The organism is Micromonospora rosaria, assembly GCF_001567585.1.
Taxonomy (GTDB): domain Bacteria; phylum Actinomycetota; class Actinomycetes; order Mycobacteriales; family Micromonosporaceae; genus Micromonospora; species Micromonospora rosaria.
On record NZ_LRQV01000145.1, the window covers coordinates 1 to 16,158 of the forward strand.

The 16,158-nt window shown below is 75.3% G+C and carries 13 protein-coding genes; 6 read left to right on the top strand and 7 right to left on the bottom strand.

Annotated elements, in window-relative coordinates:
* Window positions 1–121 precede the first annotated feature (121 nt).
* The 4 genes from AWW66_RS27055 (at window position 122) to AWW66_RS27070 (ending at window position 6,122) form a co-directional block, all read left to right on the top strand.
* Window positions 122–1,615 (top strand): SCO6880 family protein, encoded by a 1,494-nt coding sequence (locus tag AWW66_RS27055; protein WP_067371984.1) that lies wholly within the window; start codon window positions 122–124, stop codon window positions 1,613–1,615.
* Window positions 1,612–3,360, top strand: a complete 1,749-nt coding sequence (locus AWW66_RS27060; RefSeq protein ID WP_245648508.1) for a P-loop NTPase family protein — start codon at window positions 1,612–1,614, stop codon at window positions 3,358–3,360. Before AWW66_RS27055 ends, AWW66_RS27060 begins: the two co-directional genes overlap by 4 nt.
* On the top strand, window positions 3,357–5,198 hold the full coding sequence (locus tag AWW66_RS27065) for a TraM recognition domain-containing protein (RefSeq protein WP_157528016.1): 1,842 nt from the start codon (window positions 3,357–3,359) through the stop codon (window positions 5,196–5,198). Before AWW66_RS27060 ends, AWW66_RS27065 begins: the two co-directional genes overlap by 4 nt.
* Before the next feature lie 63 nt (window positions 5,199–5,261).
* Entirely contained in the window at window positions 5,262–6,122 is an 861-nt protein-coding gene (locus AWW66_RS27070; RefSeq protein ID WP_067371987.1) for a hypothetical protein, read from the top strand.
* A 30-nt stretch (window positions 6,123–6,152) separates the two neighbouring features.
* On the opposite strand, the gene AWW66_RS27075 is transcribed toward AWW66_RS27070, so the two are convergent.
* From AWW66_RS27075 to AWW66_RS27100, 6 genes are all read right to left on the bottom strand, one after another.
* Complete coding sequence (locus tag AWW66_RS27075) at window positions 6,153–7,112, bottom strand: hypothetical protein (protein ID WP_211272117.1); 960 nt, start codon at window positions 7,110–7,112, stop codon at window positions 6,153–6,155.
* Window positions 7,109–8,485: a hypothetical protein gene (locus AWW66_RS27080; RefSeq protein ID WP_067371990.1), complete on the bottom strand. Its 1,377-nt coding sequence runs from the start codon at window positions 8,483–8,485 to the stop codon at window positions 7,109–7,111. Before AWW66_RS27080 ends, AWW66_RS27075 begins: the two co-directional genes overlap by 4 nt.
* A complete protein-coding gene (locus tag AWW66_RS27085) occupies window positions 8,482–8,808 on the bottom strand; it encodes a DUF6403 family protein (protein WP_067371993.1) in 327 nt (108 codons plus the stop codon). Before AWW66_RS27085 ends, AWW66_RS27080 begins: the two co-directional genes overlap by 4 nt.
* 135 nt (window positions 8,809–8,943) lie before the next feature.
* Window positions 8,944–12,168, bottom strand: a complete 3,225-nt coding sequence (locus tag AWW66_RS27090) for an ATP-binding protein (RefSeq protein WP_067371996.1) — start codon at window positions 12,166–12,168, stop codon at window positions 8,944–8,946.
* Window positions 12,168–12,815, bottom strand: a complete 648-nt coding sequence (locus tag AWW66_RS27095; RefSeq protein ID WP_067371999.1) for a hypothetical protein — start codon at window positions 12,813–12,815, stop codon at window positions 12,168–12,170. The genes AWW66_RS27090 and AWW66_RS27095 overlap by 1 nt, the downstream gene beginning before the upstream one ends.
* The gene (locus AWW66_RS27100; RefSeq protein ID WP_067372001.1) at window positions 12,802–13,857 is read right to left on the bottom strand and encodes an endonuclease domain-containing protein; all 1,056 of its coding nucleotides are present in this window, start codon (window positions 13,855–13,857) and stop codon (window positions 12,802–12,804) included. The genes AWW66_RS27095 and AWW66_RS27100 overlap by 14 nt, the downstream gene beginning before the upstream one ends.
* A gap of 371 nt (window positions 13,858–14,228) precedes the next feature.
* Between AWW66_RS27100 and AWW66_RS27105 the strand changes: the two genes are divergently transcribed.
* Window positions 14,229–14,645, top strand: coding sequence for a hypothetical protein (locus AWW66_RS27105; protein ID WP_245648509.1), 417 nt, complete (start codon window positions 14,229–14,231; stop codon window positions 14,643–14,645).
* A 174-nt stretch (window positions 14,646–14,819) separates the two neighbouring features.
* On the opposite strand, the gene AWW66_RS27110 is transcribed toward AWW66_RS27105, so the two are convergent.
* Entirely contained in the window at window positions 14,820–15,692 is an 873-nt protein-coding gene (locus AWW66_RS27110) for a helix-turn-helix transcriptional regulator (protein ID WP_067372008.1), read from the bottom strand.
* Between the two features lie 271 nt (window positions 15,693–15,963).
* On the opposite strand from AWW66_RS27110, the gene AWW66_RS27115 reads away from it, so the two are divergent.
* Window positions 15,964–16,158: hypothetical protein (locus tag AWW66_RS27115; RefSeq protein WP_211272118.1), on the top strand; the 195-nt coding region annotated here is incomplete at its 3' end.

The following is a 16,158-nucleotide window of genomic DNA, read 5'->3' on the forward strand; positions in this document are numbered from 1 at the left end:
GGGGAAACACGCCGGCCGGCCGCCGAGCGCCGGCACGGAGAGCACCGACGGTACGGGCCCACGGGGGCCGCCGGGACACCCGGCGCGCCCACCGGCCCGGGGACAGGGAAGGGACAGGCACATGTCGACGGATGCCGCCATCGAGCCCACGTACGGCAACTGGCGTCGGCCCCGGCGGGCCGGGTTGGGCCCGTTGGGGCTGGCCGGCACGGTGGGGGTCTTCGGCGGGTTGGTGGTGGTCCTGCTCGCCTCGCTGATCTCGATCCAGGCGGCGCTGGTGGTCGGCGCCCCCTTCCTGATGGGCATCGCCCCACTGGCGGTCCGCACCCAGGACGGGCGCAACCTGTACCAGCTCGTGGCCCTGCGGATCGGGTGGTCCCGGCGTCAGTCCAGGAAGGAGCACCTGTACGTCTCGGGGCCGCTGTCGGCCCGCCCCGAGGGCCGGTTCCAGCCTCCCGGGCTGCTCAGCGGGGTGGTCTCGCGGGAGGGGCGGGACGCCTACGACCGGCCGTTCGGGGTGCTGCACCACAAGAACCGCCACCTCTACACGATCGTGCTGCGCTGTGAACCCGACGGCGGCTCCCTGGTCGACCCCGACCAGGTCGACACCTGGGTGGCGCTGTGGGGGGAGTGGCTGTCCCGGCTCGCCCACGAGCCCGGCCTGCGGGGGGCCTCGGTGGTGGTGGAGACCGCACCGGACCCGGGCACCCGGCTGGCGACCGAGGTGCTGCCCCGGCTCGACGACTCGGCCCCGCCCGCCGCCCGCGCGGTGATGGAGGAGGTGGTCGAGGACTACCCCTCCGCCTCGTCGGAGATGAACTCGTACATCACCCTCACCTACGCCCCGGTCGGCGGTCCGCGCCGCGATCCCGAGGACGTGGTCACCGACCTGGCGATCCGGGTACCCAGCCTGCTGACCGGGCTGATCAGCGCCGGTGGCGGGGTGGCCGAGCCGCTCACCGCCGAGGAGATCGCCGAGGTGGTCCGGGTCGCCTACGACCCGGGCTGCGCCGGCGAGGTGCTCAGCGTCCGGGCCGAGCACGGCCACACCGGCCTGGAGTGGGCCGACGCCGGGCCGGTCGCCGCGGTGGAGACGGTCGACGCGTACCAGCACGACTCGGGGGTCTCCCGGACCTGGCTGCTCACCCTCGCCCCCCGGGGCACCGTCCGCTCCAGCGTGCTGCGCACCATGCTCGACGCCTCCGCCGGTACCCGGCGCAAGCGGGTGGCGCTGCTGTACCGGCCGATCGACCCGGCGACCTCGGCCCGGATCGTCGAGTCCGACCGGCGGACCGCGCAGTTCATGGCCACCTCCGGGCGGGGCATGGTGCAGGCGCGGGCCGCCGCCGAGGTCCGCGCCGCCGAGCAGGCCGCCGCCGAGGAGGCCACCGGCGCCGGGCTGGTGGAGTTCTCCCTCATGCTCACCATCACCGTCGACCGCCACGACCAGCTCGACGACGCCTCGGTGCTGGTCCGCAACATGACCGGGGCGACCCGGATCGCGATGCGCCCGGCCAACCGGATGCAGGCGGCGGCGTTCACCTGCACCCTGCCCGCCGGGATCCTCCCCTGGGAGCACACCATGCTGCCGCACGAGCTTCAGGAGGCGATGTGACCGCCCGGACCGGCTCCCGCGACCGCACCCGGCCCTTCGACCTCGGTACCGGCTGGCCGGCGGGCAGCTCCGGCGCGGCCACCGCCCTGACCGGGGTGGTCGGCGACCCGGACGACGAGGCGCCGAAGCCGCCGAAGGAGACGAGGCCCGCCCGGCCGTCCCGCAGCCTGCCCGTGTCGAACCGGGGCTGGGAGGGGCCCGGCGGCGGCAAGGTCGGCTACCTCGACGCCCCCACCATGTGGCGGGCCACCACCGTGCAGGCCTGCGGGCTCTGGCCCTTCTCGGCCGGCTCCGGGGCGCCGATGTCCGGGGTCCCGCTCGGGCAGCACCTCTTCACCGGGGCCACGGTCTGCGGGGACCCGATCTCCTGGTTCACCCGGGCCCGGTACATCTCCAACCCGTCGCTGTTCATGCTCGGCATGCCGGGCCTGGGCAAGTCCACCCTGATCAACCGGATGGCGGTGGGCCTGGCGGCGACCGGGGTGGTGCCGCTGGTCCTCGGCGACCTCAAGCCGGACTACGCCGACACGGTACGGGCCCTCGGGGGCCAGGTGATCCAGATCGGCCGGGGGGTCGGCGGGATCAACGTGCTCGATCCGGGGGCGATGGGGCTGGCCGCCGAGCGCATCGGTGGGCAGGCCGGCCAGGCGCTGGCCGCCGAGACCCACGGCCGGGTGCTGAACATGGTGGCGGCGCTGCTGACCATCGTGCGGGGCCGCGCCCTGGACGACCACGAGCAGGCGGTCCTCTCCGCCTGCCTGCGGCACCTGCGGGAGCACACCCCGAAGCACCGCGCCCCGCTCCTGCCCGACCTGCTGCGGGTGCTGGAGGAGGGGCCGGACCGGGTCCGGGCGGTGACCCTGGACCGGGGCCAGGAGACCCGCTACCGGGACGCGGTGGACCCGCTGCACCGCTCCCTGCTGGGCATCCTGGACGGGGCGCTGGGGGACACCTTCGGCTCGGTCACCTCCACCCGGATCGACCCGGACGCCCCCGCCGTCTGCATCGACATCTCCCGCATCGGGGAGGCCGACACCCAGCTCACCGCCGCGGCCATGCTCGCTGCCTGGTCGGACGGCCTGGGTACGGTCGCCGCCTCGCACGCCCTCGCCGACGCCGGGCTGGCCCCCCGGCGCTGGTTCTTCACCATCCTGGACGAGCTGTGGCGTCCGTTGCGGGCCGCCTCCGGCATCGTCGACCGGATCGACGCGCTGACCCGGCTCAACCGGTCGCTGGGTCTCGGCGACGCGAAGATCACCCACACCCTCAAGGACGCCGAGGCGCTGGGCTCCGACTCCGACCGGGCCAAGGCCCGGGGTTTCGTCGAGCGGGCCGGCATCGTGGCCTGCGCCGGCCTGCCGGCGGCGGAGATGCAGGAGCTGGGCCGGGTGATCGGGCTGTCCCGGCGGGAGGTCGAACTGGTCTCCTCCTGGTCCTCCCCGCCGGGCTGGGCGAGCACCGGCAGCAACGAGGAGCCCCCCGGGCGCGGCCGGTTCCTGATCAAGGTGGGTGGTCGGCCGGGCATCCCGATCCGGGTCTCCATCACCGACACCGAACGCCGCCTGCACGACACCAACCAGCGGTGGGTGCAGAACGGGTACGCCGCGCAGCAGGCGGCCGAGCGGGCGGCGGCCCGGCAGGCGGCCTTCGAGGCCGAGGCGGAACTGGGCAACCTGGGTACCCGGCCGGAGGTCGCCCACCGGGCCGACGGGACCGGGCCGGCCGACCGGGGGTGGCGGGCGTGAGCGGAGCGTCGGGGGGCCCGCCGAAGGGGTCGGACCTGTTCTTCTGGGCCTTCAGCCTGGTGGCCCTCGCGAACCTGGGGATCTTCCTGATCGCCTGGACGGGCGGCAGCCTCGGGGCCGGGGTGACCGGGCACGGCTGGCACCTGCCACCGTTCACCCTGCGCTCGTACCTGACCCTGGCCGGTGGGGACACCGGGGCGCTCTGGCCGGGGGCGCCCGCCTGGGCCGTCTACGCCGGGATGGTGGCGACGGCGGCCCTCGTCGTCGTTCCGCTGGTGATCGGCGGGCGGGCCCTGCTGGACCGGCGTCGGCGCGGCATCGGGCTGGCCCGCGCCCGGGACCTGGCCTCGCTGGCCCCCGCCGGGATCACCGCCCGCGCCCGGGAACTGCGCCCCTCGCTGGCCGGGCACAGGCACCTGCACCCGGACGAGACCGGCAACCTCCTCGGCGACCTCGCCCCGAGCGGCCCCGAGCTGCGCTCCTCCTTCGAGGACGTGGAGCTGGACCTGATGGCGCCCCGGGCCGGCAAGTCCACCGGCATCGCCATCCCCCGGGTGCTGCGGGCCCGGGGCGCGGTCCTGCTCACCTCCAACAAGTCCGACGTGTACGCGGTGACCCGGGCCGAACGGGAGCGCACCGGCACGGTGTGGACCTTCGACCCGCAGGGCATCGCGCACAGCCACCGGGAGATGTGGTGGGACCTGCTCGGCGACTGCGGCACCATCGAGGGCGCCCGGCGGCTGGCCGGGCACTTCGTGGCCTCGGTCAACGACGACACCACCAAGAAGGACTTCTGGATCTCGGCGGCGCAGAACACCCTGACCGCGCTCTTCCTGGCCGCCGCCCGGGGCGGGGCCTCCGTCGCCGACCTGCTCGGCTGGCTGGCCGACCCGGCCGACCGCACCCCGGTCGACCTGCTGCGCGACGCGGGGCTGCACGCCATGGCCGAGCAGTTGCAGGGCACGGTCCGGGGCGCGGTGGAGACCCGCGACGGCATCTACGAGACCGCCCGGCAGTGCGTGGCCTGCCTGCTGGACCCGGAGATCCTGGCCTGGGTCACCCCGGACCCGTACCTGCCGCAGTTCCGCCCGGACCGGCACGTGCTCGGCCGGGACACCCTCTACCTGCTCTCCAAGGACGGCGGCGGGTCGGCGGCCGGGGTGATCGCCGGGCTCGCCGACGCCACCCTGCGCGCCGGGGTGGTCGCGGCCGAGCGGATGGGCGGGCGGCTGGACCCGCCGATGACGGCGGTGCTGGACGAGGCGGCGAACGTCTGCCGCATCTCCGACCTGCCCGACCTCTACTCCCACCTCGGCTCCCGGGGCATCAACGTGGTCACCCTGTTGCAGAGCTACCGGCAGGGCTCCCGGGTGTGGGGGGAGGCCGGCATGGACGCGCTGTGGGGGGCCGCCACCATCAAGCTGCTCGGCGCGGGTCTGGACGACGCGGACTTCGTGGAGAAGGTCTCCAAGCTGGTCGGCCAGCACGACGTCAGCACGGTCAGCGTCTCCCGCAGCCGGGACGGCTCGTCGCGGTCCACCTCGTACCGGCAGGAGCACGTGCTCCCGCCGGACCGGATCCGGGCCCTGTCCAAGGGCACCGCCCTGCTGCTGGCCACCGGCATCCGCCCGGCGGTGATCACGCTGCGTCCCTGGTACAAGGAGCCGGACGCCGGCCGGATCTCGGCGCAGGCGAAGCGGGAGGTCGCCGCGATCACCGAACGGGCCGCCGCGCGGGCGCTGCCCGGCGCGGCGCAACCGGGCCCCCCACCGCCCCCGCCGTTCCCACCGCCCCCGCCGGCGGTCGCTGGTGGCGAAAAGCACCTCCGGAGCGTCTGAACCGGGGTGGCGGGCCGGCCGTAGAGAGAGCGTCATGCCCCCATGCGGCAGAGAGGTACGGAGATGCCCAGACAGAGCCAGTCGGGAAGCGGGTCGAACAGCGGCGACGAGATCGGCCCGGAGCAGGAGCAGTACTCGTACCAGATGTACCCGTACCAGACCACGCAGGCCGCGTCGAGCAGCGTGTACAGCCACGCCAGCGACAGCAGCTACTACCAGGAGTACCAGCCGAGTCCGGTGGGGAGCACGAGCACCTCGTCGCTGCCCGCCGGGTACGGCCAGTACACGGCGAGCGACTACCAGGCGTCCCTGCCCAACGTCTCCGCCAACTCCTCGGTGGAGCGCCTGGAGAGCGCCTTCGACGGCAACAGCTTCGACGTCGAGGGCCAGTACTACCGGATGGAGAACCGGGGCAACGGGCGGGGTTTCGACCTCCAGCACTGGACCGGCCAGGCGTGGAAGGCGATCAAGAACGAGGAACGGCGCAACCAGGTCCTGCTGGGGGCCGCCTTCGTCACCCAGGCGGTCGGCACGCTGGCGGGGTGGCCGAAGGTCTACGCCGGTGGGGTCGGCGCGGGCGGGGCGCAACTGATGAACACCGTCCTGACCGCCGCCTACAACCAGTGGCAGATCCACCGGAACCCCCAGAACCCGCACCCGAAGCCGAACCTCTGGCAGATCGTGCCCGCCGTGGCCAACGCGGTGGGTCAGGGCGTCTACGGTGGCCTGACCCCGTCGAACCCGCAGGCCGCGGGCTACGGCGCGGCCGTGGCGGGGCTGAGCTACGTGGCGAGCGGACTGCTGCCCCAGCAGGGCCAGTACGTCCCGCCCACCACCCAGCCGAACACCTCGTCCGGGCAGCAGAACCAGAGCAACACCACGGGGACGCAGCTCCCGAACCCGGGCAACGTCCGCCGGCGGTGACCGGCGTCCCGGCCGGGGTGCCCCGGGTCCTCACCGACCGGTGCGGTCCGCCCGGTCGGTGAGCGTGGTGGCCTCCCGGCCGAGCGCGTCGACCCGCTCCCGGAGCCGCCGGACGGCGGCCTCGTCACCGTCGGTTGTGGCGAGGTCGTCGAGCAGGGCGACGTACCCGGTGGTCAGGTTCCGGTAGCCACGGAGGAACTTGTGGTCCTTGCCGGCACGGGTGGCCTGGCGGTGCACCTGGGCGTACCGTCGATCCAGGTCGATGATCTGCTGGGCCAGGACGGCCGCGGCGGCGCTGAGCGCGCTGCGGCCGTCCGCGCTCTCGTCCCGGCGGGCCCGGCGCACGGCCGCGAGCCGGCCGGCCCGGCGACCGCCGACGTAGAGCGCGGTCGCGCCGGCGACCACCCCGACCAGCGCCGCGCCGGCGAGCAGGAAGCGGGGCAGCGAGGGGCTGATGGTGCGCCCGCCGTCCGGGACGATGGCGGCCCGCACCAGCCGGTCGTAGTTGACGACGACGACCTTCAACGCCTCCAGCGGGCGGTCGACGAAGCCGTCGGTGCCCCGGGAGATGGTCGTCTCGGCCACCACCGCCCGGCCGAAGTCCTTCGCGTCGTCACCGGTGTACCGGGCGCAGCCGTAGGTGTCCCAGTCGTCGTCGTCCGCGCTCATCACCAGCACCAGGGTGCCCTTCGCCGCCTGGCCCACGTCCTGGCAGGCGGCGCGCAGGTCGGCACCCGGCGCCATCATCAGCACCACCAGCCGACGGTTGCCGATGATCCGTTCGGCGGCGGCCCGGTCCAGGTCGACGCCGGGGGCGGCGTACACCGAGGAGGTCCGCACCTGGCGGGCCACCGGCCCGTCCAGCAGGCCGCCGGACCACAGCGCCCAGCCGGCCAGCACCAGGCAGGCCAGCACGGCCAAGCCGAACGGGGTGCTGACCAGGTCACCGAGCCAGCGGCGGACGGCGGGGCGGCCGAACCAGCGGATCACGACAGCCTCCCCTGGAGGTAGAGGTGCGGACGGTAACCGGCGATGCCCAGCGTGCGGGCGGTGTCGTCCAGCTCGGCGGTCGCCGTGTCGAGCAGGCGGGTCACGTGCCGGTCCGGCAGCCCCTCGTCGAGCGCCTCCCGGGCCGCCCGGAGCGTGACGATGCCCCGGGTCAGCGCGGGGTTGCTCCGCGCGTCGGTGAGCAGGGAGACCTCCAGCGCGAGGGCGGTGAGCCCGGCCAGCCGGGCGGGCACCCCGCCGCGCTGCGGGTCGCCGGGACGGGCGAGCAGGCCCCCGCCCGAGCGGCGCAGCGACCGGATCGACAGGACCAGGAACGCGGCCACGCAGCCGGCGAAGACCCACGGCAGGGCGGGCAGCGCCACCCGCAGCGGGTCGAGCGGCCGGTACGGCAGGGGCCGGTCGAACAACCCCGCGTACCGGATGTCGGTGACCTGGTTCAGGTACGCGGTGAGCACGTTCTGCTGTGGATAGGCGTACCGGCTGAGCCGGCTGCCGAACTGGGCGTAGAAGCTCGCGGCGGCCAGTTCCGCGAACTCCTCCCCGGCCGGGCCGTGGTACTCGATCCAGGTGCCGTACATCAGCACGATCGGCTCGTCGGGAAAGAGCCGGGTCAGCACCGGCCCGTACGCGGGCAGCGGCTCGCCGTGCGGCTGCGCGGGCAGCACCACGTACCGGGCGCCGTCCGGGAAGGCGTTACGGGCGGCGTCGGCGGGTACCCGGGTCAGGGTGGCCCCGGCGGCGACGTGCGGCCGGTCGGCGCGCAGGTCGGCGGCGACCCGCTCCACCTCCGCGTCGGTCGGCTCGCGCCAGCGCAGCTCGTCCCGGTCCTCCGGGCGGGGATCCTTGTTCAGCGTGGTGATCAGCGTGACCAGCAGGTCGGTCACGTCGTGGGTGGCGAACTGGGCCCGCCAGCCGGGGATTCGGTCCGGGGTGACCTCGTACAGGCCGCCGCTGACCTGGGTGCCGATCACCCGGATGGTGGCGTTGTCGACCTCGCGTAGCTGCTTGCGCTGCTCCTCGTCGAGGCCCGGCGGCGCGACCAGGATGCGCACGTCGTGCGCGCCGATCGCGTCCCTGACCCGGGACTCGTTCCACGCGGCGACGGCCCCGGGCAGCCGGACCACCGGGTCGGCGGCGACCAGCGCGGTCATCTCCTCGACCGAGGGCAGCGTGGCGTCGCTCAGCTCACCGGCCGACCCCTCCTCGATCCGGCCCGACGCCGACGGGGACTGGCCGTAGCTGACCTCGACGCTCTGGTGCTGGGCGAGCAGGAACACCACCAGGACCACCACGGCCACGCCGAGGAAGAGCCAGCGCAGCCGGTCGGCCCGGCGCAGGAGCTGACGGCCGGTCACGCCGTACCCCCCTCGGCGCGGTGGTCGGCCCGCCACAGCTCGTCGGCGCGGCGCGCGTACCCGGTCGCCGTGCGGGCCGCCGTCGGCCCACCGCGCCCGGCGGCGAGGTGCTCGGCGCGGGCCAGCAGGCGCTCCGCCTCCGGCACCGGGCGCCGGGCCGCGTCCCGGCTGACGGCGGCGCTGTCGATCGCCGCCCGCGCCGCCGACCAGGCGACGACACGGTCCTGCGCGCGGGCCCGCCACCGGGGCAGCAGGGCGGTCACGAAGCCCGCGCCCAGCAGCAGGACGCCACCGAGCAGCCAGACCAGGAGGGGTTGTGCCATGTGCTCCAGCCGTCCCAGGGAGGTGTTGTCTGCGTTCCTGTCTAGCGCAGGTACGCCAGTGCTGCTCAGGTGGGGTGCGGGGCGGGCCGGAGGGTCGCCGGGCGGTGCCGGCGCGGTGACGGGTGGTGGCGGTCGCTACGGGGTGCGGGCCCGCTCCAGCACCTCCTCCACCGTGAGCGGACTGGCCGGGTGGTGGCTCAGCGACAGCGGGGTACGGATCTTGACCGGGGCGGCCCCCTCGGCGGCGAGGTAGAACTCCCCGGTGCCGAGCCGGGAGATGTCGGGGACGTCACCGCCCTTGGCGCGGGCCATCTCCCGGGCGGCCTCGATCTGCACCGGGGCGTTCAGCCGGCCGTAGAGCTGGGTCGCCGCGTTGCCCGGGATCCGGTTGTGCAGCGACTTCGGCGACTGGGTGGCGAAGACCAGCCCGAGACCGTATTTGCGGGCCTGGGCGGCCAGCGCCAGCGTGCTGTGCGTACAGGCGGTCATCGCGCCGGAGGGGGCGAAGGTCTGCGCCTCGTCCATCACCAGCAGGCCGAGCAGCGGCCGGTCGTGGGCCGGGTTCCGCCTGATCCAGGCGAACAGGCTGAGCTGCAACTGGTTGACGAAGCTCTGCCGGGTCTCGTCGGAGTTCAGGCCGACCAGGTTGACCACGGAGATCCGGGCCGCGCGCCCCGGTGGCGGGGTGAGCAGCAGCCCCGGGTCCACGGGACTGCCCTCCCCGCCGAACAGCGGGTCGTTGACCATCGCGGCGGCCAGCGACTGCGCCAGGGCAGCCCCGATCTTGTCGGCGCCGTCGATGTCCACCAGGCCGTCCGGCAGGTCGGCGAGCAGGTCGACCAGCCCCTGGACCCGGCTGCCGCCCCGCCGGCCGTAGTGCTCGACGGCCTTGCGCAGCACCGCCAGACCCAGGTGGGCCCGGCTGGTACGGCCGGTGAGCTGGGCGCGGGGCGCCAGCGCCGCGACGGCGGCCTCGACCGCCTCGGTGAACTCGTCCGGGTCGTCGAGCACGCCCCGGAAGTCCGGCAGCGGCTGGAAGCTCAACGGACGCCCCGCCGAGCGGCGCGGGGTCCAGACGGTCACCTCGGTCCCGGCGAGGTACGCGGCGGCCCGCTCCGCGTCCCCGGGACCCCAGTGCCGCGGGGGCTGCGGCCACGGGTCACCGAGCCGGGCCAGGTCGTTGTTCGGGTCCAGCACGATGGCGGAGACGCCCTGCAGGGCGCACTCCTCCAGGATCCGGCGGATGAGCACCGTCTTGCCCGACCCCGAGCCGGCGAAGACGGTGGTGTGCTTGCGCAGCGCCTCGAGCGCGAGCCGCACCGGCGTACCGTCGCCGTGGTCGTGCCCGACGGTGAACACCGGGCCCTCGTCCCGGGGCCGGGCGACCGCCACCGCACCACCGCCCCCACCCGTCCCGGTGGTGGACCCGTCCGGCGCGCTGGCGGGTGCGGTGGTGGGCTCAGCCGCTGCGGCGGCGGGTGCGGTGGTGGGATCGCCGGGGGGCGGTGCGGCCGGGAGCCAGTCCCCGACGTCGGCGAGGGCCCGGCGCAGGACGGCGACGTCCCGGGTGGGCCGCCGTGCGGTCAGCCACCCCCGGACGTCGACCGGCGCCTCCGCCAGCAGGCCGCGCAGCGCCGACAGGGTGCGCAGGTCCTCGTCGGTCAGGGGCAGGGTGGTCCCGCCGGCCCGGTGGAACGCCTCGACCGCCAGCGTCGTCTTCGCGCCGCCGGACCAGGCGCCGTTGCGCAGCAGGAACAGCCGGCGTCTGGCGACCCGCTCGTCGAGGCCGGTGGCGGTGCACGCCTTGCGCAGCCGGGTCAGCGCCGCGATGGCGTGGTGGCCGTCGCTGACCGCCCGGAAACACCAGTGGACCTGGTCCTCGGTGGCCTCGTCGAGGGTGAGCCGCAGGCGCGCGTGCAACGGTGGGTCGGCGCTGGGCGGCGGGTCGACGCTGAACGCCCCGCCCGTCTCGCCGCGCTCCAGCACCCAGGCGGTGAGACCGGCGGCGAGCAGCGCCGGGACCGTGCCGTCCTCGGTGTCGCGGGCCAGCGGGGCGGTCACGTCCGCCGCCGCCCGGAGCTGGGCGAACCGGGCGTCGAACCGGGCCAGGTCGACCGGTGCGGAGACGTCGACGGGCGGGGCCGTGGCCGGGTCGCTGTCCGGGTCGCCGAGCCGGGCCAGTTCCCGGACCTCACCGGCGGCGAGGCAGGCCCGGATGTGCCGGTCGATGTCGATCAGCAGTTGCCGGGGTGTCATCGCGCCGGCCCCGGCGAACGCGCCCGGCAGCACCGGCCAGGACGGGTACGGCGGCACGAAACCGAGGTCCGCGAAGTGGAGGGCGAAGCGCTTCTCGATGATGGCCCGGCCCAGGTCGACGTCGTCGATCGTCTTGAGCTGGGGCGGCTGGCGGAACCGGTCACCCACCGTGTCCACGGTCTGGTTGCGGATGATCGTCCAGGACGTGGGCAGGCAGGCGACCAGGGTCAGCGTGCGGCGGGTCAGTTGCCGCAGGGTCATCAGCCCGTCGGCGAAGCGGGCCAGCGCCGCCGCCTGCTCCGGGTCGTCGCGGACGTCGACCCGCTGCTGGCCCGGGTCCGTGACGAGCACCGACTGCGCGATCATCGTGTCGATCTGGTCGACGGCGATCACCGTCGGGCCGGTCAGCGCGAGCAGCCAGGAGAGGTCCTGCACGAGCTGCTGCGGGGTACGGGGCGCGCGCCGCATCCCCCACGCCGCCCGTTCCCCCGGTGTCTCCTCCTCGCCCGAGGCGAAGTAGTTCTCGGCGAGGTCGCGGTGCGCGACGTCCTCCGACACGCTCAGCGCGAGCGCCCGTACCGTCTCCTGGCAGCGGGTCACCACGTGCCGGTCCAGCCGGACGAGTCCCGCGACGAACGCGTCCAGCGCCTCCCGGGTCAGCTCGGTCTCCCCCATCACCGCCCGGCGCGCGGCGCGGGGCGCGCCCACCCGGGCCGACAGCCGGCGCAGCAGCAGCCGGAGCTGGGTCTGTCCGGCGGAGACCGGCCGGGCCAACCCGTCGAGGACGGCGGTCAGCACGCTGTTCCAGAAGCCCTTCGGGTCGAGCAGGCCGACCAGGAAGAAGTACCCGTCCTGCGCCTGCACCTGCTGGCGGGTCCAGCCCAGCAGGTGGGTCTTGCCGGAGCCGCGCTGCCCCTGCAACACCAGGCCGATCGGGCTGCCGTCCACACTGGCGCGGGCGTCGGCGAGCCCGTCGAGCACGTCCCGCATTACCGCGCCGTGCAGCCCCTCGACGTGGAAGGGCGAGGGCCGCCAGACGTCGTCGGGTACCGGCGCCCAGTTGAACCTGATCGCCGCCAGGGCGGCGCGTTCCGCCTCCCGCATCACACGCCGATCGCCAGCAGGTGCTTGTCCTGGCCGCCGATGCGTACCGCCGCCGCGACGTCCTGCGGGGTCAGCATCTTCTGGTTCGACTCCGGCACGATGTTCACGTCCGGCTCCCGCTCCAGACGCCGCAGCGCCTCGTCGAGGTCGTCGACGTCGACGTCGCCGAAGAACGGCCGGAGCCGGGTCAGGCCGACCCACTCCCCGGGGCCCGTGGCGAGGGCCGCGTACGCCTGCCGGAGCCGGGTCCGCAGGACCTGCGGCCCGCTCGTCGGCGGGGCCGTGGCCCGCAGGTCGGTCAGCGCGAACAGCTCGCCGAACGACCGGTAGTCGTCGCGGGGGGCGATCCGGTCCCGCAGGTTCGCCAGCAGCAGAGTCAGCGCCCCGCCGAGGGCGCGGGCACCCCGGGCGTCGAGGGGAAGGTCCTGTTCCACCCGGGCCCAGCCCCGGTCGGCGAGCTGGTGCAGGTACGTCCGGCCGGACTTGCGGCTCTCGACGTACCGGAGCCGGTTGAGCTTGTCCCGGTACCCCTTCCGGACGTCGATGTGGTACCGCTCCTTCAGCTCGGTGTTGGAGATCTCCCGCGCCACCGCCATCAACGCGACCAGGATCGCGCTCTCGCTCGGGGTGAGGTCATCGCCGGGCATGGAACCTTCCTTCCGCCATGGCACGTCGCCGGTCCCGCAGGTAGGTGCCGATCTGGTGCACCACCGAGCCGACGTCGTGGCTGATCCGTGCGTTGGTGAAGCGCAGGACGGCGTAACCGTCCAGTTGCAACCGGACGTCGCGCTGCCGGTCCGCCTCGAACCGGGCCGGGTGGCAGTGCTCCGGCCCGTCGACCTCGACCACGCAGCGCTCGGCCGGCCACACCAGGTCCAGCCGGACCGGCGCGGTGAGCACGTCCGACTGGTACGACTGGTTCCACCGGCGTCCCGCCGCCCAGCTCTCGGCGGCCAGGGCCGCCTCCAGCGCGGCCTCGGCGGCGCTGGCCGGGTGGGGCCGCCCGACCACCGTCGGCGGCGCGGGTCGACCCGGCGTCCCGCCGCCCGCCGGCCGGGTGGCGACCGGGCCGGGCCCGGCGAGGTGGACGACGGGGACCCGGTCCACCCGCAGCGCCCCGCCCACCAGCCAGACGCCCAGCCGGCCGTGCTGGGCCAGCCACTCGGCCGCCGCGACGAGGGCCTGCTCCGCCTGCTCGGTCGGGTCGGCGGGGAGGCCGACGAGCAGGACGAGCCCGGACCGGTCGAAGCCCTCCGCGACCACCCGGGCCAGCCCGAGGCAGCGCTGCTCCAACGCGAAGGCGTCGCCGCGCGGGCGTCGGCCGGTGAGCGCGGCGGTGGCGAGGTGCGCCAGGAAGGGCGCGGAGTGCCGGGTACCACGGGCCCGGCCGGTCGCGGCGGCGCGCACGGCCGCCAGGCTGAGCGGATCGGTACGGCCGACCTGCGCCGCCTCGGGGAGCCACCCGGGCAGCAGCGCGTACGCCACCTGTTCCAGCCGGTCCAGCGTCGTGCGGACGACGTCGAGCGGACCGCCCGAGCCGGGGTCGAGGACGACGGCGGCGTGGTCGGTCAGGCACCGGGCCGCCGTCTCGGCGACCACCTCGACGGTGGGGCCGCCGAGGACGCTGGGGCCGCCGATCTGGACGACCCGGTCGGTCGGGAGGCCGGCGAGGTCCCGGGCGAGCGTCATGCCGGGCCGGGCGCGCGCGGGGGACGGGCGGCGGATGTCAGCGTTCTCAACCCCTCGGGCGGCCGGCGTCGGGCGAACCCGAACACCCTACGAACCCCGACGGTGCCGCACCATAGCGATCCGGGTCACCGGCTCCGCCGGGCCGGCTGCCCACCGGGTCGTCCACCCTGGCCGCCTCCGCTGCGGCGCGGGCGTCCGCGCTGGTGGGGACGGTCGTGCCGGGTGGCCGCCGCCGGGAACCGGTGCGCCGCCACCGATCAGTCGGGCATCGGACACTCGCCGGGATCGGGGCAGGCCACGGTGCCACCGGACCGGCGGGCTGAGTACGGGTACCCATCCGTTCCGTCGGCCGGACCGGAATGATCAGGGCCGTGGACACGTCGACACGTACCCGTTCCCTCGCCGGGGCTCTGCTCCTCGCCGCCGCGACGGTGGCGGTGTGGTGGGCGTGGCTGGGCTGGGACACCGGCCACCCCGCGGACCCGCGGACCGGCTCGGCGGCCGGCACGTACGCCGGTTGGCAGGTCGTCGGGGTGGTGCTCTCCCTGGTCGCGGTCGCCGCCGTCGCCGGGTGGCTGCTCAACCCGTGGCTGGTGGTGCCGGTGATGACGGCGGCGTTCACCGTCGCCTGGTCGCAGCAGGCGTCGGCCGGCGCCGAGTCGGGCCTCTGGGCGATCAGCGCGATCCTGGTCCTGGTCGGCATGGCGGCCGGGGCGACCCTGGTCAGCGGCGGAAGTCACCTGCTGCGCGGCTACCAGCACCGCCCGGGTGTTCCCGCCGGGACCTGACCCGGCCCCCGTCGGCCGGTACCGGCGCGGGGGAGGCCGACCCCGGGGGGGAGCGTCACGGGGTCGGCGCCGGTACCGGCGTCCACCGGCCCGCCTGCGGTCGCACCGCACACCGGCTTTCCGCCTGCGGACCGGTTCGGTCGCGCCGCACGCGGTCCTGCGTGCGGGTCGGCCTCACGCCGTCGGGCTGCGTCCCGGCCCCGGCTGCCTCGTCGGTGCCGTCCGGTCCCGTCGGGTCGCGGCGAGGGTGCCCAGCAGGGTGAGCGCCTCGGCGCTGCGGCTGCCCGGCTCGGCCTGGTAGACGATCAGCTGCTGGCCCGGGGCGTCCCGCACGTCGAAGGTCTGGTACGTCAGCGACAGCGCGCCCACGTCCGGGTGGTGCAACTCCTTGCCGTCGGTGGTCTTGCCCCACACGTCGTGGGAGTTCCACAGGGCGAGGAACTCCTCGCTGGCCCCGCCGAGGGTCCCGATCAGCGCGTGCAGCCGGGGATCGCCGGCGTCGTGCCCCACGGCCTGCCGCAGGTGCGCCACGGCGGCCCGCGCCGCCCGGTCCCACCGGGCGTGGAACCAGCGCCCCGTCGGGTCGCAGAAGATCATCTTGGCCAGGTTGTCCGCCGCCGCGAACGGGGCGAACAGCGCGTCCGCCAGGGCGTTCGTCGCCAGCACGTCCAGCAGCCGGTTGGTGACGAACGCCGGTGCGGTGAGGTGCAGGTCCATGAGCTGCCGCAACGCGGGGGCGACGGTGTCGCGTACCGTGCCCCGGTGGGCGGTGGCGGTGAGCCCGGCCAGCCGGTACAGGTGCTCCCGGGCGTCCGGGTCGAGGTCCAGCGCCTCGGCGAGCGCGTCGACCACCTGCGCCGACGGGTGCCGTTCCCGGCCCTGCTCCAGGCGGGTGTAGTAGTCCACGCTCACCCCGGCCAGCACGGCGAGCTCCTCCCGCCGCAGCCCCGCGACGCGGCGCTGCCCGTACCGGGGCATGCCCACCTCCTCCGGCCGACGGCGGGCCCGGCGGGCCCGGAGGAACTCGCCCAGTTCGTTGGCTGCCATGCCTCGACGGTAACCAGCCACCCGGCCGGCTGCCTGGGTGTGTCACACCCAGGCAGCCCCCGCCCCGCCGGTCCGTGCCCGGGTGGCGCGCGTCCGGGTGGTCCGTGTCCCGGCGGTCCGTGCCCGGGTGGGGCGCGTCCGGGTGGTCCGTGCCCGGGTGGGGCGCGTCCGGGCGGGGTGCGCCCCGGCGCGAGGTGCCCTGCCGCCGGCCGCCGGAGCCGCCGACAGTGGGCCACGGCAGGCGCGTTTCTTCGACCCCGGAGCAGCTGACATGACCAGGACCACCCCCGACGACCTGCGGCAGGCCCACCGGACCGGCCGCCCGATCCTGCTCACCGGCGGCACGATCGTCACCATGGACCCGGACCTCGGCCTCCTCGACCGGGGGGACCTGCTGATCCGGGGTGACGTCGTCGCCGCCGTCGGCACCGACCTGCGGTCCGGGGCCGCCACCGGCACCGACCTG

Coding starts and splice junctions, on each gene's coding strand:
- AWW66_RS27110 (WP_067372008.1), bottom strand. CDS start 15,692: ATGGCAGCCAACGAACTGGGCGAGTTCCTCCGGGCCCGCCGGGCCCGC.
- AWW66_RS27090 (WP_067371996.1), bottom strand. CDS start 12,168: ATGCGGGAGGCGGAACGCGCCGCCCTGGCGGCGATCAGGTTCAACTGG.
- AWW66_RS27070 (WP_067371987.1), top strand. CDS start 5,262: ATGCCCAGACAGAGCCAGTCGGGAAGCGGGTCGAACAGCGGCGACGAG.
- AWW66_RS27085 (WP_067371993.1), bottom strand. CDS start 8,808: ATGGCACAACCCCTCCTGGTCTGGCTGCTCGGTGGCGTCCTGCTGCTG.
- AWW66_RS27055 (WP_067371984.1), top strand. CDS start 122: ATGTCGACGGATGCCGCCATCGAGCCCACGTACGGCAACTGGCGTCGG.
- AWW66_RS27095 (WP_067371999.1), bottom strand. CDS start 12,815: ATGCCCGGCGATGACCTCACCCCGAGCGAGAGCGCGATCCTGGTCGCG.
- AWW66_RS27100 (WP_067372001.1), bottom strand. CDS start 13,857: ATGACGCTCGCCCGGGACCTCGCCGGCCTCCCGACCGACCGGGTCGTC.